Below are 24,349 nucleotides of genomic sequence, written 5' to 3' on the forward strand. Positions count from 1 at the left end.
CGTTAAAATTTTATAAAATATTTAAAGTACTAGTCTGCCTTAGGTCCTGCAGCTACTAAAGCTTTGCCGGCCTCGTTTGTAGTATATTTCTGGAAGTTCTTTGCAAATCTTGAAGCAAGATCCTTTGCCTTGATTTCCCAATCATTAACATTTGCGTATGTATCTCTCGGGTCAAGAATCTTTGAATCAACACCCTCAAGCTCTGTAGGAACCTCAAAATCAAAGTATGGAATCTTCTTTGTAGGAGCGTTCTTGATAGCACCGCTTAAGATTCCGTCGATGATACCGCGAGTATCCTTGATAGAGATTCTCTTTCCTGTTCCGTTCCATCCTGTGTTTACAAGATATGCCTTTGAACCGTTCTTTGTCATCTTCTTTACAAGCTCCTCGGCATACTTTGTAGGGTGAAGCTCAAGGAATGCCTGTCCGAAGCAAGCTGAGAATGTAGGAGTAGGCTCTGTAATACCGCGCTCTGTACCTGCAAGCTTAGCAGTAAATCCGCTGAGGAAGTAGTACTGAGTCTGCTCAGGTGTAAGGATTGACACAGGAGGAAGTACTCCGAATGCATCAGCTGAAAGGAAGATTACATTCTCTGCAGCAGGTCCGTGAGATATAGGCTTAACGATATTCTCGATATGGTCTATAGGATATGAAACTCTGGTGTTCTCTGTCTTGCTGCCGTCTTTAAAGTCTACCTTACCGTTTGCATCAAGAGTAACATTCTCTAAAAGAGCGTCTCTTCTGATAGCGTTGTAGATATCAGGCTCGGACTCCTTGTCAAGGTTGATAACCTTTGCATAGCAACCGCCCTCGTAGTTGAATACGCCGTTGTCATCCCAACCGTGCTCATCATCACCGATAAGAAGTCTCTTAGGATCTGTTGAAAGAGTTGTCTTTCCTGTTCCTGAAAGTCCGAAGAATATAGCTGTATGCTCACCGTTCTTGTCTGTATTTGCAGAGCAGTGCATTGAAGCGATACCCTTAAGCGGAAGATAGTAATTCATCATTGAGAACATACCCTTCTTCATCTCACCGCCGTACCATGTGTTGAGGATAACCTGCTCACGACTTGTGATATTGAAAGCAACGGCTGTCTCAGAGTTAAGACCAAGCTCTTTGTAGTTGGCTACCTTTGCCTTTGAAGCATTGTATACAACAAAGTCAGGCTTGAAGTTCTCAAGTTCTTCCTTACTCGGCTTGATAAACATATTTGTAACGAAATGTGCCTGCCAAGCAACTTCCACGATGAAACGAACCGCCATTCTTGTATCTTTGTTTGCTCCGCAGAAAGCATCTACAACATAAAGCTTCTTGTTTGAAAGTTCGTTCTTTGCAAGATCCTTTAAAACAGCCCATGAAGACTCTGAGAGCGGATGGTTGTCGTTAGGATATTCCTTTGTAGTCCACCAAACTGTATCCTTTGAGTTCTCATCCATTACTATAAATTTATCTTTAGGTGAACGACCTGTGTATATACCTGTCAATACATTAACTGCACCAAGCTCACTTACCTGTCCTTTTTCGTAGCCTGACAATGAAGAATCTGTCTCGGCTGCAAATAATTCATCATAAGACGGATTGTGTACTATCTCTGTAGTGCCTGTGATGCCATATTGTGTTAAATCAATATTTGCCATAATAATCCTCTTTTCTATAATTTTGATATTACAATGTTTTAAATCCTTATCAACATTGAGATCATCTGCTTAGAGCAATGCCAAGCAATATCTTTTAATAAAGCTATGCACTCTTTAAAGTACAATTGACCTTATTAGAATATACATAACAATCCGCAAAAAAGCAATAATATTTTGAGGTTTGTTAAAAAAATATTTATTAGATTTTAGCCATCTGTGTTATTGCATTCTCTCTTACCAAAATCTTAAAATGCTCCTTATAATAGTCGTCACTGAAAGAAGTGGCGGAAAGTTTGTTGCCGTACTCCGAAAGAATGTTTGTGGCAGCTGAAAAATCCTTTTTATTAGCATTCTTTTTTAGAACCAGTATAAATTTATTATTGGTTTCATCCTTATATAGAGTGTTTTCGCCCGTGTAGCTTCCGACAGCTTTTGCGGCTGTGATAAATTCGTCCAGGCTGTTAAATGAAAATGCCCTTAAATAGGATTCATTCATACTGCTTAGTGAGTTTGGTGAATCGTTTAATTCAATTGCACCTTCAAGCAGGTTATCAAGTCTTATATCAAGTGTGGAAATTATATCATCAGATATGGCAGGTGCAAATTTTGCAAATCTGGTATCCAGTTCATCCGGGTCGTCAACCTTTGTAATATATATGACGATATTTTCGCCTGACATCGGTACCGCCTCTATCATAAGAGGAGTGTCGTCCGTATCAAATCCCACTTCATAAGAAGCTTTATGTAACATCTCTCGAAACAGTGCCTTTGCGTTGTCACTTCCGTATGCCAGCTCTATAACATTTAAATTTCTGTTTTGTAAGTCAATACTTGACAGTGTGCATCTTATCTGATTGGTACTAATCCTTTCAATTCTCAAGGTATCACCTCCTTTAGATGTAATTATATTTTAATACATTTAGCAATTATGTAAAGTATGATAAATGCCTACCGGATATCGGTAGGCACAAAAAAAGCAGGTGATGGGAATCGAACCCACGTATTCAGCTTGGAAGGCTGATGTTCTACCATTGAACCACACCTGCAAAAAATTACATTGCAATAGTATCAAAATTTTGTGGAGTTGTCAATAAAAAAATCGTTTGAAAATGTACTTATTTTCGTACATTCGTTCTATCTAAATAATTTTTAGAAAATTGAAAATAAAGTTAGATACCTATTGAAAACCCTAATGAAAAATGATACTATAAGGGTACATTATTATGTTTTTGTTATTAAAACTGCATAATTCAGAGAGGAGATTTACAATGCTACTAATTGGTAATGGAAGGGTAGTTACTGGAAATCAGGAACAGCCATTGATTGAGGATGGGTCTGTAGTACTGGATGGCAACACAGTTTTAGAGGTTGGAAACTACCGTGATTTGAAGGCAAAGTATGCGGATGCAACTTTTGTGGATGCGAAGGGCGGGCTCATAATGCCGGCATTCATAAATACACACGAGCATATTTACTCAGCTATGGCAAGAGGCCTCAGCATCAACGGTTACAACCCGCATGGATTTTTGGAGATCTTGGACGGCTTATGGTGGACCATAGACAGAAACTTAGACAACGAGCTCACATATCTGTCTGCTATGACCACTTACATTGATTGTATCAAGAACGGTGTTACAACTATTTTCGATCATCATGCAAGCTTTGGAGAGATCGAAGGAAGTCTTTTCGCTATAGAGAAGGCTGCAAGACAGACAGGAGTCAGAAGTTGTCTTTGCTATGAGATATCCGATCGTGACGGTGAAGATAAGATGAAGGCGGCTGTTAAAGAGAATGTTGATTTTGCAAACTATGTGAAAAAAGACGACAGCGATATGATTGCCGCTATGATGGGAATGCATGCAAGCTTTACCATTTCAGACAAGTCAATGGAATACGCTATGTCAAGAAAACCGGAAGATATCGGTTGCCATATTCATGTTGCAGAGGGTATTGAGGATTTGCACTCATGCTTAAAGGAGCACAGCCAGAGAATAGTTGACAGACTTTATGACTGGAAGGTACTTGGTAACAAGTCATTGCTTGCTCACTGCATCTATGTTAATCCGCATGAGATGGATTTGATTAAGTATACGGATACCTGTGTAGTACACAACCCTGAGTCAAATATGGGTAATGCCTGCGGATGCCCTCCTACAATGGAGCTTGTTCACAAGGGTATAGTATGTGGACTTGGAAGTGACGGATATACACATGACATTACAGAGTCATGGAAGGTTGCAAATGTGCTTCATAAGCATCATTTATGCGATCCTAATGCAGCTTGGGGCGAAGTTCCGAAGATGCTCTTTGAGTACAATGCAAATATTGCAAACAGATACTTTAAGAAGCCTCTCGGAGTATTAAAGCCGGGTGCTGCAGCCGATGTTATCGTTGTTGATTATGTACCTAACACACCTATGACCGCTTCAAACATCAATAGCCATTTATTGTTCGGAGTATGCGGAAAAGATGTCAGAACTACAATTGCAAACGGAAATATCCTTATGAAGGATAGAGAGCTTCTTAACATTGATGAGAAAGAAGTACTTGCTAAGGTTAGAGAAGGCGCAAAGAGACTTGCGGATAAGATCAATGGAAGGAGCAACGCATAATGGGCGATATAATGACACCTATTCCTTTTAATAGGATCATGGAAAGACTCCTTGAGGAGAAGGAAAAAGAAGGCTCTTGTTACGGAGTAAAGAAAGCTTATAAGGCTGATAAGAATAAATTCTACACGATTTTCGGAAGAAAATTGGAGACACAGATAGGTCCTGCAGCAGGTCCTCATACACAGCTTGCTCAGAATATCATTGCAGGATATTATGCAGGCGCAAGATTTTTTGAGCTTAAGACGGTTCAGAAGATGGACGGTAGAGAGCTTGCGGCATGTGTTGCAAAACCTTGTATTACAGCAGAAGATGAGTGCTACAACTGTGAGTGGTCAACAGAGCTTACAGTTCAGGAAGCATTTGACGAGTATATCAAGGGTTGGTTTGCACTTAAGGTTATCTCAAAGGAATGGGATCTTGGCGGCAGCGACGGCTTCCAGTTCAATATTTCAGTAGGATATGATCTTGAGGGTATTAAGCTTCCTAAGGTTGACAATTTCATCAACGGGATGATGGACGCTTCAGAAACACCTATATACAAAGAGTGTAAGGAATATCTTGAGAAAAACCTCGGTAAGTTTAAGAACTTTACAAAGGCAGATCTTGATGCAATCACTCCTGATATTGTAAATTCGGTTACAGTATCTACATTGCACGGATGTCCTCCGCAGGAAATTGAGGCTATTGCGTCATATCTTATCACAGAGAAGGGATTGAACACATTTGTAAAATGTAACCCTACACTTTTAGGATACGAAGTTGCAAGAGAGATGCTTGACAGCATGGGATATGACTACATCGCGTTTACAGATCTTCACTTCAGAGAGGATCTTCAGTATTCTGATGCGGTTCCGATGCTTGAGAGACTTATGGCACTTGCTTCATCAAAGAATCTTGAGTTTGGTGTTAAGATAACAAACACATTCCCTGTAGATGTAAATAACAATGAGCTTCCTTCACAGGAAATGTATATGTCGGGAAAGTCACTTTATCCGCTTTCAATGTTGGTTGCAAGAAATCTTTCAAGAAGCTTTAACGGTAAGCTTAGAATTGCATACTCAGGCGGTTGTGATTATTTCAATATAGATAAGGTTATAGACAGCGGAATCTGGCCTGTAACAGTGGCAACCACTATCCTTAAGCCGGGCGGATATCAGAGATTCGATCAGATGGCTAAGAAGCTTGAGAAGTCTGAGATTAAGGCTTGGTCAGGAATTGATGTAGAGGCTCTTGAGAAGCTTGTTTCAGACGTTAGAAGCGATAAGCATCATGTTAAGCCTGTTAAGCCGCTTCCTAACAGAAAGGCCGATAAGAAAGTTCCATACCTTGATTGCTATATGGCACCTTGTGTAAACAGATGTCCGATCAATCAGGATATTACAACATACGGAATACTTGTTAATGAGGGAAGATATGATGACGCTCTTAATGTAATCCTTGAGAAGAACCCGCTTCCTTTCATGACAGGTCATATCTGTACACATACCTGCCAGAGTGCTTGTACAAGAAATCACTATGAGACAGATGTACAGATCAGAAGAAACAAGTTTATTGCGGCACAAAACGCCTTTGAAAGCGTTGTACCTACATTAAAGAGCGCAGATAAGAAAGATTTAAAGGTTGCTGTAGTAGGTGGCGGTCCTGCAGGTATCGCAGCTGCATTCTTCCTTGCAAGAGAAGGTGTGGATGTTACTGTATTTGACGAGAGAGATACCATGGGCGGTGTTGTTGCAAACATCATTCCGGGGTTCAGAATTCCTGCAGACGATATCCAAAGAGACGTTGAGTTTGCAAAGGCTTACGGAGCAAAGTTTGTTGCAAACAAGAGAATTGAAGATATAGCGGCACTTAGAGCTGAAGGGTTTGACAAGGTTATACTTGCAATCGGTGCTCATAAGGAACTTCCGCTTGAGCTTAGCGAAGGAAAGGCAATCAATGCACTTCATTTCCTTGAGGATTTCAAGAAGTCTGAAGGAAAGATGGAGCTTGGTGAGAATGTTATCGTTGTAGGTGGCGGAAATACTGCTATGGACGTTGCAAGAGCGGCAAAGAGAGTTCGGGGTGTTAAGAATGTATACCTTGCATACAGAAGAAATGCAAGATATATGCCTGCCGATGAGGAAGAACTTAACGAGGCAATTGAGGACGGCGTAGAGTTTGTTACACTTGTTTCTCCGAAGTCATTTAAGGACGGCAAGCTTGTATGTGCAAAGAACGTACTTGGTGAGCCTGATGCGAGCGGCAGAAGAGGTGTTAAGGAGACAGACGAACTTGTTGAATTACCATGTGATACACTTATCGCATCAATCGGTGAGAGTGTAAGAGGAGACTTCTACACAAGCAACGGTATCAATATAGATAAGAAGAATCTTCCTGTACTTGATCCTGTTACCCTTGAGACAAATGTTAAGGGAGTATATGCTGCAGGTGACGGTGCAAAGGGTGCATCAGTTATAGTTAAAGCTATTGCAGACAGCAAGAAGGTTTGTGAGGCTATCTTAAATCATGCTATCGGAGAACTTAAGGTATCTGATACTACAGACGAGAAGGTTTATGACTACAGAGGAACTTTAGAGGAGCCTGTAGAGAAGAAAGGTGACGACAGATGCTTGGCTTGTGACTATATATGTGAGAATTGTACAGAAGTTTGTCCAAACAGAGCTAATGTATATGTGAATGTAAAGGGTAAACATCAGATAGTTCATGTGGATTATATGTGCAATGAGTGCGGTAACTGTGAGACATTCTGTCCATACGCTTCCGCACCGTATAAGGATAAGCTTACATTGTTTGCAAGTGAAGCGGATATGCTTGACTCAAAGAATGACGGCTTTGTAATCACAAGAGGATGCAAGGATGTTAAGGTAAGAATCGACGGTCAGGAACTTGTATATAGAATAGGTGAGTCAAATGATAAGTTGAACTACAGATATGCTGAGCTTATCGACACAATCTATAACGAGTATGATTACTTACTTCTAAAATAAAATAATTTTTACAGATATGCCACCCTAAAAAGTGGCATATTTACTTTTAAGGAGAACATATGAAGAAAGTATTTATAAAAGGTGGAACTATTGTAAATTCAAAGGAAAGTTTTGCGGGAAATATACTTATTGAAGGTGAAAAGATCAAAAAAGTATTAAAGCCTGACGAGTTTATAGAACTTGACGATGATACAAAAGTGGTGGATGCAGGCGGCAAGCTTGTATTTCCGGGATTTATAGATGCACATACACATTTTGACCTTCATGTTGCAGGTACCGTAACCTGTGATGATTTCTACTCAGGTACAAAAGCTGCTGTAAGCGGCGGTACCACAACCATCATCGACTTCGGTACACAGTACAAGGGAGAGACTCTTAATGAAGGAATGGACAATTGGCTGAAAAAGGCAAAAGACGGAGTGTTCTGTGACTACGGTATACATATGTCTATAAGTGACTGGAACGAAGAGGCGAAAAAAGAGTGTCAGGACATGATGGACAGAGGAGTGACCACCTTTAAGATTTACCTTACATATGATATTCTCCTAAAGGATGATGAGGCTTTTGAAGTAATACAAAGACTGAAGGAAGTGGGTGCCATCACAGGAGTTCACTGTGAGAATGCGGGACTTATATTTGCACTTCAACAGGAGTTTGTAGAAGCAGGATTACAAAAAAATGTTTCATCACATTATAAGACCAGACCGGCTGCAGCCGAAGCTGAGGCTATAGGCAGAATTCTTCACCTAGCCGAGGTGGCAGGCAGTGACATCATTGATGTGCATCTTACCTGTAAGGAAGGTCTTGATGAGATAAGGGCTGCCAGAAAAAGAGGACAGAAAGTATATGCGGAGACCTGTCCTCAGTATCTTACTATGACAAACAAACTCTATGAGTTGCCGGGATTTGAGGGAGCAAAATATGTTATAGCACCTCCTCTCAGAGAACAGTCGGATGTTGATGAGCTTTGGAAAGCGCTTGCAGACGGTGAGATACAGACTGTTTCCACAGATCACTGTGCATTTACTTTCAAGCAAAAAGAGCTTGGTAAAGATGATTTCAGAAAGATTCCGGGAGGAATGCCGGGAGTTGAGACCAGAGGTATTGTAATGTACTCCGAAGGTGTTACAACAGGCAGAATAAGTTTGGAGAAGATGTGTGAAGTACTTTGTGAAAACCCTGCAAAGCTCTACGGACTTTATGACAGAAAGGGATTCATAGAGGAAGGCTTTGATGCGGATATCGTCATACTGGACCCTAAGTCACAGACTAAGATTACCGCTGCAACTCAGGTTTCAAAATGTGACTACGCTCCGCTTGAGGGTAAAGTACTAAGCGGACATATCGATAAAGTGTTCTTAAGGGGCAGTGAAATAGTTGACAATGCAAAAATCAAGGATACTCCTGAGGGCAAGTTCCTTGAGAGAAAGCCGTATAAGAAGTTTTTATAGGATAAAATCAAACTGAAGTGTTTGCCTTTTATACAGATTTATAAAAAGCACATGATTTAAGACAATAAGAGTTCCATCCATTTATCGAAATATTAAATAAATGAATGGAACTTTTATGATTTATATAGTATAATGCTTTGGTATAAACAAATTTTAAATGTATAGTTACAGCTCATAATATACAAACTTTACATAGAAGGGGAAATATGCGACTTATTGATACAAAAGATGCCGTAGGGCATATGCTCTGTCATGATATAACACAGATTATAAAAGGAGAAAAGAAAGGTCCCGTATTCAGAAAGGGACATATAATACAGCCTGAGGATGTGGAAGTACTGCTTTCTGTAGGCAAGGACCATATCTATATCTGGGAAGTAAATGAAAATATGCTGCATGAAAATGATGCGGCACTGATGCTTTATGATATGTGTAAGAACGATCACCTTACAAGAGATCCTGATATAAAAGAGGGCAAGGTGGAACTTATTGCGGAATGTGACGGTCTTTTAAAGATAGATAAGGAAAGAATAAATAAGCTTAATTCACTCGGTGAGATGATGATTGCAAGCATACATGACAACTTTCCTGTGAAAGCCGGTCAGCACCTTGCAGGCATGAGAGTCATACCTCTTATTATAGAAAAAGAAAAAATGGAAAAGGCAAAGAAAGTTGTGGGAGATAAGCCTCTCTTTGAGCTTTTGCCTTACCAAAAAAAGAAAGTCGGAATAGTGACTACAGGTAATGAAGTTTACTATGGACGAATCAAAGACAATTTTACTCCGGTGGTTATTGACAAGGTAAAGGCTTTCGGTGCAGAGGTAATCGCACATGAGATAAGCAGTGATGATGTGGAGATGGAAATTGATTGTATCAAAAAAGTCATAGCAGCAGGAGCCGATATTGTGCTTTGTACAGGCGGAATGAGTGTGGATCCTGATGATAAGACGCCTTATGCTATAGGACAAAATGCAAGCAGAGTTATTACTTACGGTACACCTGTACTTCCGGGTGCCATGTTTATGCTTGCCTACGGCGGTGAGAATGAGAACATAACATTTATGGGGCTTCCGGGCTGTGTAATGTATGAAAAGAGAACTATATTTGATATAATCCTGCCGAGAATAATGGCGGGAGAAAAGGTGGAAAAATCGGATATTGACAGCTTGGGTGTAGGCGGATACTGTATGCACTGTCCGGTGTGTATCTTCCCTAATTGTTCTTTCGGTGTATCATAAATAAAAGGAGCGAAAATATGGACAAGGAATTATATAAAATAATAGACGAATCAAAGAAAAAGGGCTTAAGAACATTTGTATTTACATCATTAGGCGATAAAGATTACGGCAGTAAGGCTGTTTTAAGAGAGGGTGAACTTGTTTGGATAAGTCCGGATACAAGTTTTTTTAAAGACAATTTTGATGAAATAAAGAATATAACAAAGGCCGGTATAACGGAAATAGCAGGCAACAGAGTATATGTGGAGCATATATGTAATGTAAGCAAGATAGTAATCTGTGGAGCCGGACATACAAGTATCGCACTGATAAAGATGGGTCAGATGATCGGATGTGAGATGATTGTTATAGAAGACAGAGAAGAGTTTGCAGCCAAGGTAAAAGATGAGGGTGCCGACAGAGTTTATTGTGAGGATTTTTCGTCGGCACTGAAAAAATTTGACTCGGACTATGACACCTACTTTGTAGTGGTAACCAGAGGACATCAGTGGGATAAGGAATGTATCAGAGAAATTTTAAAGAAGCCTTATGCCTATGTAGGACTTATGGGTGCAAAAAGAAGAGTAGGCTTCGTACTTGATGCCGTAAGAAGTGAAGGCTATCCTGAGGAAAAGATTGAGGAAATCTATACTCCGATAGGACTTGATATAAAGTCTGAGACTCCGGCGGAAATCTCCATATCAATTCTTGCAGAGATAATATCTGTAAAAAATTCAAAGACCAGGAATGTAGGCTATGTTGAAGGAATGCTTGAAAAGATTGAAGAGAGCAATGAGAGAATGGTTATGGCGACTATCGTAGATAAAAAGGGCTCGGCGCCTAGAGGAGTGGGAGCGAAGGCACTGTTTTTAAGAGACGGAAGCTTTATCGGAACTATCGGAGGCGGAAAAGCCGAACATGATATTATGGTTAAGGTGGATGAGGTATTAAAAAGCGATGAAGAGATAAAGCCGTATCTGTTACATGTCAATCTTACAGACAGTGAAGCAAGTTTGGAAGGCATGGTCTGTGGAGGAAGAATAGAAGTACTTATAGAACCGGTTTAGATATGAGAGATTGTTACAACAGAGAGATAGACTATATGCGTATCTCGGTTACAAACAGGTGCAACTTCAGATGCACCTATTGTATGCCTGAGACAAAAAAGGTTGATGAAACACTGAGCCTTGACGAGATATACGAAGTGGCGCTTGCGGCAAGCAAATGCGGCATAACCAAGTTTAAGATAACGGGCGGAGAGCCTCTTATAAGAGACGGAATAGTAGATTTTATAAAAAGGCTTCATGATATAGACAGTGTAAAAGATATCACCATGACAACAAACGGGTTCTATCTTTGTAAATATGCAAAAGGTTTAGCCGATGCAGGACTTTCAAGTGTGAATGTGAGTCTGGATTCTCTTAAGAAGGACAGATTTTTTAAAATCTCAGGGGTCGATGCATTTGATGATGTTATAAACGGTATCTATGAAGCGGAGAAGTCGGGATTAAGTACAAAGATAAATACTGTCTTACAAAGAGGAGTGAATGATGATGAACTCTTTGATATTATAGGACTTGCAAAAGATAAAAATATAAATATAAGATTTATTGAAATGATGCCTATAGGTCATGGCAAAGAGTCTGACGGTGTTTCAAATTTTGAAGTATCGGAGAAAATAAAAGAGAGATATATTGTACACGAGGATAATAAAAGACACGGTAACGGTCCTGCAAAGTATATAAAGCTTGAAGGTTTTAAAGGTTCAATAGGATTTATCAGCGCAATACACGGTAAATTTTGTGACGGATGCAACAGAATAAGGTTTACATCTAACGGAAAACTAAAGCCATGTCTTTGTTACGCCTCAAATATAGATCTGAAGGATATTATAAAGGATAAAACAATAGAATCCGATAAAAAGATAAAACTACTTGAAGATAAAATAAGAGAGTGTATAACGACAAAGCCGAAAGCACATGCCTTTGAAGATTTATCCAAGGTAAGTGAACTTAAGGACATGGTAGAAATAGGTGGATAAGATGGAAGTAAAAGCTGAAGTTTTGGCAGTATGTATCAGCGAGAAAAAAGGAACAGAGAAAAAAGAAATAGAGAAGGCCGTATTAAAGCCTGACTGGGGTATTGAAGGAGATGCACATGCCGGAAAGTGGCATAGACAGGTCAGTCTTTTGGCATTTGAAAAGATAGATGATTTCAGAAAAAAAGGAGCCGAAGTGGACTTCGGCGCATTCGGAGAGAATATTATTGTAGCCGGTGTTGACTTGAAAAGCTTACCTGTGGGAACCGTACTTGAAATAGGAGATGCAGTGTTAAGGGTAACACAGATAGGCAAGGAATGTCACAGCCACTGCAATATATATCATAAAATGGGAGATTGCATTATGCCAAGAGAAGGTATATTTGCAGAGGTTTTGAAGGGAGGCTGTATACAAAAAGGAGATAAAATAAATGTAATTGAAAAAGAAGTCGGACCTTACAGGGTAGGTGTTATCACTGTTTCGGACAGGGCGTCACAGGGAGTATATGAGGACAAATCAGGTCCTGTTATAAAAGAGCTTGTTGAGGAAGCCGGAATGGAAGTGATTGACTGCCTTATCGTACCGGATGAGAAAAGTGAAATAGTAAAAAAGCTGCTTCACTTCAGTGATCAGAGACAGGCTGATCTTATATTTACCACCGGCGGAACAGGTTTTTCAAAAAGAGATGTTACTCCGGAGGCTACAAAGCAGGTGGTTGAAAGAGAAGTTCCGGGTATCGGAGAAGCGCTTAGAAGCTATTCGATGACCATTACGCCTAAGGCAATGCTAAGTCGTCAGACTGCCGGAATAAGAGGAAACACTCTTATAATAAATTTGCCGGGAAGTCCGAAAGCCTGTAGAGAGAACATTGAATATATTATGAAGCCGCTAAAACACGGACTTGGAATTCTTAGCGGCAGAGAGAGTGACTGATATTATAAAATTAAAGGAAGACGGTTATGAAGTTGAAAAATATTTGTAAAGTATTAGGTGTTGTTGCGGCAATCGCGCTTACAGGATGCGGTGGCGCAAAGACTGCAGAGAGTCAAGTTGCGGATACTACCGCGCAGACAAGCGCAGCAAAGTCGAGTGCGGAGTCAAGTGAGCAGACAAGCGCACAGGAGAGTAAGGCTGCAAGCGACCCTTCAGCGGTAAATGTATTTGCGGCGGCATCACTTAAGGGTGCGATGGATGAGATAATCTTGGAGTACAACAAGGCAAATCCTGATGTAAAGATAAATTTAAATACGGATTCATCAGGTAAGTTACAGACTCAGATAGAAGAAGGATTTGCTTGTGATATCTTCTTCAGTGCCGGTAAGAAGCAGATGGAGAAGTTGAAAGAAGAGGGACATATAAAGGACGGTACGGATGTAGATTTATTGCACAACAAACTCTGTATTGTAGCACCTAAGGATTCGGACACAAAGGTTACAGGAATTGCAAATATTAAGGAAGCAAAGTCAATATCAATAGGTGAAACAAGCGTACCTGCAGGTGCATATGCAAGAGAAGCACTTTCAAAGGCTTATCCTGACCTCGGCATTACAAAAGAGAGTACAGGTGCGGAGCTTAAAGATAAGCTCGGTATGGAGATAATAGAGAACTCAAATGTTACAAAGACACTTTTATCCGTAGTGGACGGATTCGGTGAGGTAGGATTTGTATATCTTACAGATACATACGGCAATAATGATGTCAAAGTTATTGAAAAAGTGGATGAGTCACTAAGCGGTAAGATTACATATCCTATAGCAAGAGTAAACAATGATGAGGCTGATGAGAAGGTAAGTGCGGAGGCTGATAAGTTCTATGACTATTTGAAGTCCGACGCCGCAAAGAAGGTATTTGAAAATTATTTATATGAATAATGTTTTAGCACATTTGGATTGGAGCCCTTTTTTTATAACCCTAAAAATAGGGCTCTTTTCTACAATAATATGTTTTTTTCTGGGTGTGGGACTTGCATATGTAAGTCTGTATATGAATAAAAGGATAATGGCGGTATTTGACAGTATACTTACACTTCCGATGGTACTCCCGCCTACCGTAGTAGGATTTTTTCTGCTGCTTATATTCAGCAGGAGAAGACCTGTAGGAATTTTCTTATACGGACATTTCCATATTAAGATAGTTCAAAGTTTTGCAGGATGTGTAATCGCAGCCTTTATTATCGCTTTTCCGCTGATGTATAAAAATGCCAAGTCCGCATTTTTACAGCTTGATAAAAATTTGATATATGCAGGCAGGACTTTGGGGCTGTCGGAGTTTAAGATTTTTTTTAAGATAGTATGTCCTGTTGCATCGCCTTCGCTGTTTTCAGGAGCAATACTCAGTTTTGCAAGGGCTATAGGTGAGTACGGTGCGACTTCAATGCTTGCCGGTAATATATCGGGAAAGACTTCGACCATATCACAGCAGATAGCGATTCTGGTGCAAAACCAAAATTATCTTGAGGCGGGTATATGGGTAGCTATTGTACTTTTTATTGCATTTCTTATAATGCTTTTGATGGAATATATACAGAGGTAGTATGCTTGAACTTAATGTAAAAAAGAAGCTGAACAGCTTTACTTTGGAAATAAATTGCAGTCTTGACAGCAACAGAATAGGAATTTTGGGCGGCTCGGGTGCAGGAAAAAGTATGATCTTAAAGATGATTGCAGGTATAGAAAAACCCGACTCCGGTTATATAAAGCTTGACGGTGAGTTGTTGTTTGACTCACAAAAAAAGATTGATATAAAGCCGCAGGACAGACATATAGGGTATTGCTTTCAAAATTATGCACTTTTCCCGCATCTTTCAGTGTATGAAAATATAACTATAGGACTTAATAATGCCGGCAAAAGTCTTGCTGATGAGTTTTTGGAAAAATTTGAATTGACTCAGATAAAAGATGCCAAGCCGAACAGGATAAGCGGCGGTCAGGCGGCCAGAGTGGCGATGGCAAGAATACTTATAAGAAAACCTGAAGTGTTACTGTTTGATGAGGCGTTTTCGGCACTTGATATATATCTCAGAGATCATATACAGGAAGAGATAGCGTCAATACTAAAAGACTTTGAGGGCAGTGCAATATTTGTATCACATTCCAGAGATGAGATATACAGGCTTTGTGAAAGCATGATAGTTATTGACAGGGGAAAGATGACCAATCTTGGAAATACAAAGGAAATATTCAAAAATCCTAAGACGAAGAATGCCGCAATACTTACAGGTTGTAAAAATATTTCCGATATAAGATATATTGATGAAAATACATTGGAAGCTCTTGACTGGGGAGTAAGATTGAAATTTTCAAATAAATTACCTAAGGGAGTATCTTCAGTAGGAATAAGGGCACATGAATTTCATCCTGTATGGGGCGAGCCTGAAGGAAATATAATTGATTTCAGATTAAAGAGTAAGGCAAAGTTGCCGTTTGAGGACAATTATTATATAAAGACAGGCGGCGGACAGGATATAACCTGGCTTGTTCAAAGAGAGATGGAAGAGTTGATAGAAAAAAAGGGGTTACCTGATTTTTTGAAAGTAGATGAGAGAGATATATTGTTATTAAAATAGATTGGAGAAAAATGGAGTTTACACATTTTGATGAAAATAAGAATGCCGTGATGGTGGATGTATCGGATAAGGATATAACAGACAGGGTTGCCGTTGCGACGGGCAGAATTACACTATGTGATGAGGCTATGGAAGCGATAAAGGGCAGAAAGATAAAAAAGGGAGATGTGCTGACCGTAGCACAGGTGGCAGGTATTATGGGACAAAAAAGAACCTCGGAGCTTATTCCTATGTGCCACAATATCAATCTGACAGGCTCCAAGATAACCTTTGAGATAGAAGGCAATGATATAGTGGTATTTTCAAAAGCGAAGACTGCCGGTAAGACGGGAGTTGAGATGGAAGCGCTGATGGGGGTCAATATTGCACTTCTTACAGTCTATGATATGTGTAAGGCTATCGACAAGAGGATGCTTATAAGTGATGTGCATCTTTTGGAAAAGAAAGGTGGAAAGAGCGGAGACTTTTTCTTTTAATAAAAAGGCTAATCGGGCGATAACCTGATTAGCCTTTTGAGTTATATTATTGTGCAGGCTTAATATAAGCGCTTGCTACATAAGCCTGTCCGCCGTTGTAGTTGATGATGGCCCAGTTGGCATCCTGTGCTCCGACATATTCGACGCTTACACCTACATTCAGTGTAGCCAAAAGATCGCCGTCTTTTGAAGGTGAAGAGCGAACATTAAGCTTGGTTGTTGTAATGTATTTTGTGGTTGTCGCCTGTGCACTTGTTGTTTCCGAGCTGCTCTCCGAGCTTTCACTCCCTTCACTTGTAGCAACGGTAGTAGTGGTTGCAGTCTTTGTTTTGGTACCTTTGCCTCCCTTTAGAGGGTTGAGCGATCTGAATAAAATTATCAAAATGAACAGAATAACCACACCTATAAGTACTTTTATCAAATCGGGTGTGTTTACAGTCGGCTTTTTCTTTTTAGGAGTCTTCTTTACGACCTTTCTTTTTTGAGCGGTCTCACCGCTTTTTGTAACAGGTCTTCTTTGTACATTGTCATTGCGTACCGGAACCGGAGTTATCTTGCTTTTTTTAGGTGAGTAGTCGCGTATAAAAGCCTGCACTTCCTCTGTGAGCAACTGATATGCCGTAGTGGCATTGAAGCCGTCGTCATTATTTTCGTGTACGGCTTTATTGCTTATAACACAAATCTTATGATAATGTTCACATGATTTTTCTGAAATGGTTTTGTTTTCGCATAAGGAATTTATAATGTCTGTCAGGCTTTGATCGTCATAGTCGTCTCGTCCGCTAAGCTGCTTTATCATAATCTCCAAGGTCTGTCTTGCCTTAATCATGGCAAGATTATATTCCTGACCGGATAGAAGCTTTTCTGTATCATAAACCCCTGCCTGAATCTGCTGCCAGGCACTGTGAGTGGTTGAGTTTGCCATTAGGTAAACCTCCTATATTCTTTGTGTATCTGTGAATAAAAGTGTAAATACGAACTTCACAGAACCCTAAACTTATTATACAATAAGAAGCTTATAAAAGACAATATTTAGCAGATTTTTTTATAAAATATCTTATAAATCACTGAGAATTCTAAGTCTATTGATCTCTTTGCAATCCGTACTCAACTACATTACCGTCAGCATCATATGTAAAGAAAAGATAGTCATTTAATCCTGAACTTATTCTGTAATAATCGGTATTGTTCTTACTGAATTTTGGCGTACCGAGATAATTTTCCACTTTTGTTTGTGTTAAGTATTGGCCGTCATCAGGTAAAAGTCCGATATTATATAACATTTCAGCCCCACCGATATCATCCTTACTTGGGTGTACAACTATAGATGTAACAATCGGTTTATCGGAGCTCTTTATTCTTTTTAGGACAAATGAAGTATAACAGTTATTGTCGCCATAGGTGTATATTAAATCCGAGTTTTCACTAACTTTTTTATCAGGGTCACCGTTTCGATAAATTATGTCATCTTCGGTTGCTCCTAGTTTTATACGATTATAAAATAATCTGTCTGCATACACGGCGTCATTAAGGTTTAACAGTTCATTGTAGGAATTTTCATCTGCTTTTGCTGTGTCAAACAGATCTGATTCATCTTCAAGTTCGTCGCGATTAAACTCTATAGTGACAGGCTCCGTATCAGGGTATTCTTTCGGAACGGATATTTCAATATTTACAGAGGAAATATAATCATTGGCAAGTATTAAGAGTATTGCGGTATTGGTTGCTCTTGAGAATAAATATGGTGATGTATAGAGCGGATTGTCACTTAGTCCTATATTTTTTGATTTTTCATAGTCCTCGGTATACTTTAATATAAGAGTGTATGTATTATCATTTGTTTCCAATAAAGCATTGTTTAATTCTATATAAGGCAGTATTGCAGGCGTCTTTGAAACAACATCTGTTATATATGCATTGCCCGCTTCTTTATCAATCGTTAAATCTTTCAGTTTTGAATATGGAAAATAAACATTGGCGGTTATATCATTTTTTGTATAAACTGAGCTTTGAATCGAATCGGTATTTTTTATTGCTTTATTACAAGCTGTAAAACATAAAACCGTCAAGGACATTAGAGTAGCAGCTATAATATATTTACCTTTCATTTAAGTCCCCCACTTTCAAATACAAAAAAGGAGTGTTACAAAAGTGCAACACTCCCAAATATTACTGTAAAATTATGCCTCAGCGATGCACTCAATCTCACAAAGAACGCCCTTTGGAAGATCCTTTACTGCGAAACAGCTTCTTGCAGGCTTTGATGTGAAATACTTTGCATATACTTCATTGAATGCTGCAAAATCTGCAATTTCTGCAAGGAAGCAAGTTGTCTTTACAACCTTGTCCATACCTGAACCTGCAGCCTCAAGGATAGCAGCCACATTCTTGCAGCTCTGCTCTGTCTGTGCGGCAATACCCTCAGGAACTTCTCCGTTGGCAGGGTTTACAGGAATCTGTCCTGATGTGATAACCAAGCCGTTTGTGATAAATCCCTGTGAATATGGTCCGATTGCACCCGGTGCATTTTTTGTATCGATTACTTTCATGATAATCTCCTTTTTTCTTTTTCTTATATTTTATACTAATTTCCGGATTTGTACAGTCTATTTTTTTATAAGGAAATCTTAAGTCATTGACATAATATATATTTAAGAATTGTATTACTGGTATTACATATGAAAAATTGATATAATTAACTAAATGACGGCTTTAAATAAATAAACAGGAGGGTATAATTATGGGACTTATTTCAGCTATAGCAGGTGCGGCAGGAGGAGTGCTGGCGGACTCATGGAGAGATTTTTTCTATGAAGATTCAATGGATAATGAGCTTCTTGTAACCAAAGGTAAAAAAAGAGTGGACCAAAGAGGTTCAAACAATAAATCTACAAACAATGTTATTACAGACGGCTCCATTATCGAAGTTGCAGACGGACAATGTATGTTGGTGGTGGAAAACGGAATGATAAAGGATGTCTGTGCACAACCCGGAAAATATGTCTACAGTAATACTGATGAACCTACTATTTTTGCAGGTAATTTAAAGGAAACTGTAAAAAGAACCTGGGAGCAGTTTAAGAACAGATTGGTATTTGGCGGCGGTGCTACAAGAGATACAAGAGTTTATTATGTAAACACAAAGGACATCTATGGAAATAAGTACGGTACAGCAGAACCGATTCCATACAGGATAGTGGATCCCAATATCGGACTTGATATAGAAAGTGCGGTAAGGTGTCATGGAGAGTTTGCGTTTAAGATTGTGGACCCTATACTTATGTACAAGGAAGTGGCGGGAAACACAGGCGGAGAGTTCAGAATGGATGAAGCATTCAGAAGACAGATGACTTCAGAACTGCTTACTTCACTTCAACCTGCACTCGGAAGACTCTCAGGAATAGGGGCAAGATACAGCGATATCCCGAATCATACCAAGGAAATTGCAAATGAACTTAACAGCGTAATGTCAAGTGAATGGGGAGATAGATACGGTATTGAAATAAGTTCATTCGGAATAAGCAGTATTACAATATCAAAGGAAGATGAAGACCTTATAAAGCAGCTTCAAAGAACGGCGGTATTCCAGAGAACATCAATGGCGGCTGCAAACTTAAACGCCGCACAGGCTGACGCTATGAGAGATGCTGCAAAAAATACAGCAGGTGCAATGATGGGATTTGCAGGTATGAATATGGCAAATCAGATGGGCGGTATGAATGCAAATCAGCTTTTCCAAATGGCACAAAATGAACAGATGCAACAACAGTACGGTCAGCAAAATAATATGCAACAACAGTACGGACAGAACAATATGCAGCAGCAGTACGGACAAAACAATATGCAGCAGATGAATCAGCAAGCCGGAAATACATGGACTTGCAGCCACGGACATGGCGGAAATACAGGTAAGTTCTGCTCCGAATGCGGTGAAGCAAAACCTTCAGGCGTTGTAAGCTGTGCTTCATGCGGATATACACCTGCGGATCAGTCACATCTGCCTAAGTTCTGCCCTGAATGCGGAAAGCCGTTCTAAACCTATATAAGATGGAGTTAGTGTGAAAGAAAGTAGAGGTAAGCCGTAAACCGGCGCACTTAAATAAGCTGTCTTAAGTAGGCAACTTATTTGAGGATATAGATTTAGTAGATTGATCAAGAAGCTAAAGGTTCATCAGGAGGAAGCAGTCCTTCCTTTTGTAAAAGTTTTTTGGCTTGCTTGATAGCCTTAGCCTTCTGTTTTTCAGCTAAAGGTGCAGGCATATCGATTTTGTAAAGATCGCTTGGATTCCATACCTCTCCGGTAGACAGCATCCGGTAGATGGCTGTAAGAATCATACGGGCAATGGCAATAACAGCTCTTTTCTTGCCACGGCGTTTAACAAGGGATTCATATTTCGTTTTGTAGTAAGGAGACTTGTCAGATTTCACGGCTGCATGAGCACACTGTACTAATGCAGGTTTGAGGTAGACACCGGCACGTGTAATACGGACAGATTTCTTCTTACCGGCAGATTCATTGTTGCCGGGGGTAAGACCTGCCCAACAACATAAGCGTTTAGAATTACAAAACTGAGACATATCAATACCAATTTCGGAGATGATAGTAATTGCACTATCACGTTTGACACCCGGAATGGTAGTTAGTAACTGGATGGCTTTATCATAATCAGGATCGGAAGAAACCAAAGATTTAATCTGTTTATCTACATCATTGATTTCAGCTGTGATATAATCTATATGTGCACGAATTAGGCGCATACGATATTTCTGGGCATCAGTCATCTGATATCCTTCGATAGATTCAATCACAGCATCTTCTTTGGATTTGAGGCTCTTAAGAAGTTTTGAAGCGATTTCTTCATGGTTAATCGTAGTACCTGATTATTCAAGCAGATAATCGATGATGGATGAGGATGACTTCCCAAAGATATCGGATACAACAGAATCTAATGCGATATTACAAACAGTAAGAGCATTCTGATATCTATTCTTTTCACTTGAACGGCAAGAAACAAGCTTGTAACGATATCTTGTATATTCTCTAAGAATACGGATCAACCTACAAGGAATGTAGCTGCTTTTCACAAGTCCCAGTCGGAATAAGTCTCCAATCCATTTAGAATCTTTGGTATCGTCCTTGTTACCCTTAACAGCTTTAACCCATTTGGGATTAGCAATGGTAACGTTGATTTGATCTTCGAGAAGATTAAAGACAGGAACCCAGTATTTACCTGTGGATTCCATACAGACATCATGGCATTCATTTTCAAGAAGCCACGATTTAAAGTCTAAAATAGAATTGTTGAAGGTAGAGAATCGCTTCTTTTGATAAGAAGGTTCAATACCGGCGGTAGTTTTGATGATTGTGGCAACGAGAAAAGATTTGTGAACATCGACACCACAACAGGTTTGATAAGTGACTTTCATAGTGTAACTCCTTTCGTAAAAGATAAGAAGCCATTGACTGAACTGCCACACAATAAAACAAAGAGCTTCAACAATTCTTAGTGTACGGATTCATGATACCACTTATTTGTGCTTGAAAAGACAGAACTTACACTGATTTTTATGCTGTCTAAAACAGATAAAGTTTTTACAACTCCACCTCCCGTGCTTTGTAGTATAGCTTCTTGCTATCTATTTTAAATCACAGAGTTGAGATGTAAAACACTTTCATTACTATTTGTGCCGCGGCTTGTCCGCGGAATGGAGATTTTTATGAATAATATAGATAAGGTAACGCTTACAATACCGAAAGAAAAAAATATTGCATTGATTGCACATGACGGCAAAAAACCTGATATTATCAAATGGTGTGAGGAGCATAAGGAAGTTTTAGCTAAGCATAAGCTGTACGGAACGGGAACCACCGCCAGACTTATAACTGAAAAGACAGGACTTACAGTAAAGGGATACAACTCGGGTCCGCTTGGCGGAGACCAGCAGATAGGCGCAAGAATAGTGGAGGGAAAGATAGATTTTGTTATCTTCTTTACAGATCCGCTTACGGCACAGCCTCATGACCCTGATGTGAAGGCACTTTTACGTATAGTACAGGTATATGATGTGCCTATGGCTATCAACAAGTCAAGTGCGGACTTCATTATCACATCATCTCTTATGGATGAAGAGTATGACCATGATGTGATAAACTTTAAAGAGAATGTCTCAAAAAGGGTAAAGGAAATGTCATAAAATGACTTGCAAGGAAGCAAGAAAGCTCATCATACCTTTTATACATGATGAGCTTTCTATGGAAGATACAAGAGATTTTTTGCAGCATGTAAGAGGCTGCAAGGCCTGTATGGATGAGCTTGAAATATACTATATAGTTGAGGTGGGACTTGATGGCAGCGGTAATGACGATATCAACTATAATATGACGGCGGCTCTACACAGCCATATAAGAGAGGCATATCAGAGGATATTTATAATATTCCTCGGGCAGGTGTTTAAGTATGTGGTAAATACACTTATGATTTTCGGTGTGTTTATTATCGCAATGATGCAATTACGAAATTGGTTCTTTTAGTAGGAGATATATGAAGAAATTAGTTCTGATAGACGGACATAGTATTTTAAACAGAGCATTCTACGGAGTACCTGAGCTTTCAAACTCACAGGGGCTTCATACGAATGCAGTTTACGGCTTTTTGAATATTATGTTCAAGATTTTGGACGAGGAAGCGGCTGATTATATAGCAGTCGCTTTTGACTTGTCTGCCCCCACATTTAGACATAAGGCGTATGCGGAATATAAAGGCACAAGAAAGTCGATGCCTGACGAACTTAGAGAGCAGGTTCCGCTTATAAAGGATGTGCTTTCATCTATGAACATACCTATACTTACAAAGGAAGGCTATGAGGCGGACGATATAATAGGAACTATTGCAAAGAGATATCAAAGTGACGATGTATTTGTCAGTATAATATCCGGAGACAGAGATCTTTTGCAGCTTTCCGATAAGCATATAAAGATAAGGATTCCGAAGACATCAAAGGGAGTTACTACAGTTCATGATTACCTTCCTGAGGATGTGATAAGCGAGTACGGTGTGACACCGAAAGAGTTTATAGACGTGAAGGCGCTGATGGGAGATACCTCCGACAATGTGCCGGGAGTCCCTTCAATAGGTGAAAAGACGGCTACAAAGATAATACAGGAATACCACTCTATAGAAAATGCAATTGAGCATGTGAGTGAGCTGAAACCTCCGAGAGCATCAAAGGCACTTTCTGAAAATATTGAAGAAGCCAAGTTTTCAAAGATGCTTGTTACAATAGTCACAGATGCTCCTATAGATACCGATATTTCAGATATGGCGGTCGGAAATCTGTATACAAAAGAAAGTCTTGAATGGATAAATAAATTAGAGTTCAAATCATTTTTAAAAAGATATGAGAATGTAGAAACCGCCGCAAGTATAGAGCTTGATATAAGCGATATTACAGATTTGAATGATTGGAACACTCTTTATGAGAAGTTAAAGTTCGCAAATGAATTCGGAATCGCCATATGTTTTGATGAGACTGTGATAAAGAGTTATACACTAAGTAATCTTTATGCAATTTCAATCACCTTGGATAATAGGACATATCTTATAAAAGATATTGTGGGAATTGATGATATTTTGGAGCGGATTATCTGTCTGGATGCAAAAAAATATATACTTTCTCTAAAGCCTCTTATAAAGCAGGTAAAGGATATGAAACTTGCAAAGAATTTTTATGATTTGTCTGTGGCCGCATATCTTATCAATCCGCTTAAGGACAGTTATTTTGTGGAAGATATTGCAAGAGACTATATGGGAAGCAGCGTTTCTTCAAAGACTGAGATGATCGGAAAGTCAAAGCTTGGTGAAGTATTAAGGTTCAATGATGAAAAAGCGAAAAAGTACTTTGCAAGTGAAAGCCATGTGGCACTGTTTGCAAGTGACAGCTTGATTAAAAAGCTTAATGAGCTTGAACTTACGAAATTATATGAAGATGTGGAGATGCCGCTTATATATTCTCTTGCCAAGATGGAAAATACCGGAGTAAGGGTGGATGAAAAGAGACTAAAATCCTATGCGGATACACTTCTTGAAAAGATATCAAAGCTTGAAACAAGTATTACGGATAAGGCCGGAGAGAGCTTTAATATAAATTCGCCTAAGCAGCTTGGAGAGATACTTTTCGGCAAATTGAAGCTCTCAGGCGGAAAGAAGACAAAGACGGGATATTCCACGGCGGCTGATGTACTTGAAAAGCTTGCTCCCGAGCATGAGATAATAAGAGATATACTTGAATATCGTCAGCTTACAAAGCTTAATTCCACTTATGCTACAGGACTTGCAGGCTATATAAGGGATGACGGACGTATACA

At 39.4% G+C, this 24,349-nt stretch carries 20 protein-coding genes, 1 tRNA gene and 1 pseudogene; 15 read left to right on the forward strand and 7 right to left on the reverse strand.

The window, feature by feature from the left end:
* Positions 1-29 precede the first annotated feature (29 nt).
* The 3 genes from pckA to ACO6FI_RS05465 all read right to left on the reverse strand — a co-directional run bounded on the left by pckA (position 30) and on the right by ACO6FI_RS05465 (position 2,683).
* Positions 30-1,637, reverse strand: coding sequence for a phosphoenolpyruvate carboxykinase (ATP) (gene pckA / locus ACO6FI_RS05455; RefSeq protein ID WP_485456466.1), 1,608 nt, complete (start codon positions 1,635-1,637; stop codon positions 30-32).
* A 199-nt stretch (positions 1,638-1,836) separates the two neighbouring features.
* A complete protein-coding gene (locus ACO6FI_RS05460) occupies positions 1,837-2,517 on the reverse strand; it encodes an adaptor protein MecA (RefSeq protein WP_485456467.1) in 681 nt (226 codons plus the stop codon).
* A gap of 95 nt (positions 2,518-2,612) precedes the next feature.
* A tRNA-Gly gene (locus tag ACO6FI_RS05465) sits at positions 2,613-2,683 on the reverse strand.
* A 222-nt stretch (positions 2,684-2,905) separates the two neighbouring features.
* On the opposite strand from ACO6FI_RS05465, the gene ssnA reads away from it, so the two are divergent.
* The 11 genes from ssnA to moaC all read left to right on the forward strand — a co-directional run bounded on the left by ssnA (position 2,906) and on the right by moaC (position 15,984).
* A complete protein-coding gene (gene ssnA, locus ACO6FI_RS05470) occupies positions 2,906-4,249 on the forward strand; it encodes a putative aminohydrolase SsnA (RefSeq protein WP_485456468.1) in 1,344 nt (447 codons plus the stop codon).
* Positions 4,249-7,236: a putative selenate reductase subunit YgfK gene (gene ygfK, locus ACO6FI_RS05475; protein WP_485456469.1), complete on the forward strand. Its 2,988-nt coding sequence runs from the start codon at positions 4,249-4,251 to the stop codon at positions 7,234-7,236. Before ssnA ends, ygfK begins: the two co-directional genes overlap by 1 nt.
* Positions 7,237-7,295: 59 nt before the next feature.
* Positions 7,296-8,687: a dihydropyrimidinase gene (hydA, locus tag ACO6FI_RS05480; protein ID WP_485456470.1), complete on the forward strand. Its 1,392-nt coding sequence runs from the start codon at positions 7,296-7,298 to the stop codon at positions 8,685-8,687.
* 206 nt (positions 8,688-8,893) lie between these two features.
* The gene (locus ACO6FI_RS05485) at positions 8,894-9,925 is read left to right on the forward strand and encodes a molybdopterin-binding protein (RefSeq protein WP_485456471.1); all 1,032 of its coding nucleotides are present in this window, start codon (positions 8,894-8,896) and stop codon (positions 9,923-9,925) included.
* Between the two features lie 17 nt (positions 9,926-9,942).
* On the forward strand, positions 9,943-10,971 hold the full coding sequence (locus tag ACO6FI_RS05490) for an XdhC family protein (RefSeq protein WP_485456472.1): 1,029 nt from the start codon (positions 9,943-9,945) through the stop codon (positions 10,969-10,971).
* 2 nt (positions 10,972-10,973) lie between these two features.
* Positions 10,974-11,945 carry a GTP 3',8-cyclase MoaA gene (gene moaA, locus ACO6FI_RS05495; protein ID WP_485456473.1) on the forward strand — a complete coding sequence of 324 codons (972 nt, stop codon included), beginning with the start codon at positions 10,974-10,976 and terminating at the stop codon, positions 11,943-11,945.
* Position 11,946: 1 nt separating this feature from the next.
* Positions 11,947-12,876, forward strand: coding sequence for a molybdopterin adenylyltransferase (gene mog, locus ACO6FI_RS05500; RefSeq protein ID WP_485456474.1), 930 nt, complete (start codon positions 11,947-11,949; stop codon positions 12,874-12,876).
* 26 nt (positions 12,877-12,902) lie between these two features.
* Complete coding sequence (gene modA / locus ACO6FI_RS05505; RefSeq protein ID WP_485456475.1) at positions 12,903-13,814, forward strand: molybdate ABC transporter substrate-binding protein; 912 nt, start codon at positions 12,903-12,905, stop codon at positions 13,812-13,814.
* Complete coding sequence (modB, locus tag ACO6FI_RS05510; RefSeq protein WP_485456521.1) at positions 13,807-14,475, forward strand: molybdate ABC transporter permease subunit; 669 nt, start codon at positions 13,807-13,809, stop codon at positions 14,473-14,475. The genes modA and modB overlap by 8 nt, the downstream gene beginning before the upstream one ends.
* Before the next feature lies 1 nt (position 14,476).
* Entirely contained in the window at positions 14,477-15,508 is a 1,032-nt protein-coding gene (locus tag ACO6FI_RS05515; RefSeq protein WP_485456476.1) for a sulfate/molybdate ABC transporter ATP-binding protein, read from the forward strand.
* A gap of 11 nt (positions 15,509-15,519) precedes the next feature.
* Positions 15,520-15,984, forward strand: coding sequence for a cyclic pyranopterin monophosphate synthase MoaC (gene moaC / locus ACO6FI_RS05520; RefSeq protein ID WP_485456477.1), 465 nt, complete (start codon positions 15,520-15,522; stop codon positions 15,982-15,984).
* A 46-nt stretch (positions 15,985-16,030) separates the two neighbouring features.
* Here the strand turns inward: moaC and ACO6FI_RS05525 are convergent, their stop codons facing one another.
* From ACO6FI_RS05525 to ACO6FI_RS05535, 3 genes are all read right to left on the reverse strand, one after another.
* On the reverse strand, positions 16,031-16,909 hold the full coding sequence (locus tag ACO6FI_RS05525) for an SH3 domain-containing protein (RefSeq protein ID WP_485456478.1): 879 nt from the start codon (positions 16,907-16,909) through the stop codon (positions 16,031-16,033).
* Positions 16,910-17,066: 157 nt separating this feature from the next.
* Entirely contained in the window at positions 17,067-18,092 is a 1,026-nt protein-coding gene (locus ACO6FI_RS05530) for a hypothetical protein (RefSeq protein ID WP_485456479.1), read from the reverse strand.
* 72 nt (positions 18,093-18,164) lie between these two features.
* Positions 18,165-18,533: a RidA family protein gene (locus ACO6FI_RS05535; protein WP_060930289.1), complete on the reverse strand. Its 369-nt coding sequence runs from the start codon at positions 18,531-18,533 to the stop codon at positions 18,165-18,167.
* Positions 18,534-18,724: 191 nt separating this feature from the next.
* On the opposite strand from ACO6FI_RS05535, the gene ACO6FI_RS05540 reads away from it, so the two are divergent.
* A complete protein-coding gene (locus tag ACO6FI_RS05540) occupies positions 18,725-20,020 on the forward strand; it encodes an SPFH domain-containing protein (RefSeq protein ID WP_485456480.1) in 1,296 nt (431 codons plus the stop codon).
* Between the two features lie 116 nt (positions 20,021-20,136).
* On the opposite strand, the pseudogene ACO6FI_RS05545 reads toward ACO6FI_RS05540, so the two are convergent.
* Positions 20,137-21,411 (reverse strand): annotated as a pseudogene (locus ACO6FI_RS05545) (IS110 family RNA-guided transposase).
* Positions 21,412-21,702: 291 nt separating this feature from the next.
* Here ACO6FI_RS05545 and ACO6FI_RS05550 point away from each other — a divergent pair.
* From ACO6FI_RS05550 to ACO6FI_RS05560, 3 genes are all read left to right on the forward strand, one after another.
* Entirely contained in the window at positions 21,703-22,179 is a 477-nt protein-coding gene (locus ACO6FI_RS05550) for a methylglyoxal synthase (RefSeq protein ID WP_009446670.1), read from the forward strand.
* A gap of 1 nt (position 22,180) precedes the next feature.
* Positions 22,181-22,516 (forward strand): zf-HC2 domain-containing protein, encoded by a 336-nt coding sequence (locus ACO6FI_RS05555; RefSeq protein ID WP_298051491.1) that lies wholly within the window; start codon positions 22,181-22,183, stop codon positions 22,514-22,516.
* 10 nt (positions 22,517-22,526) lie between these two features.
* Positions 22,527-24,349, forward strand: a 1,823-nt coding sequence (locus tag ACO6FI_RS05560; protein ID WP_485456481.1) for a DNA polymerase, incomplete at its 3' end; no start/stop codon positions are given.

The sequence above is a fragment of the Lachnoanaerobaculum sp. genome, from assembly GCF_057250505.1.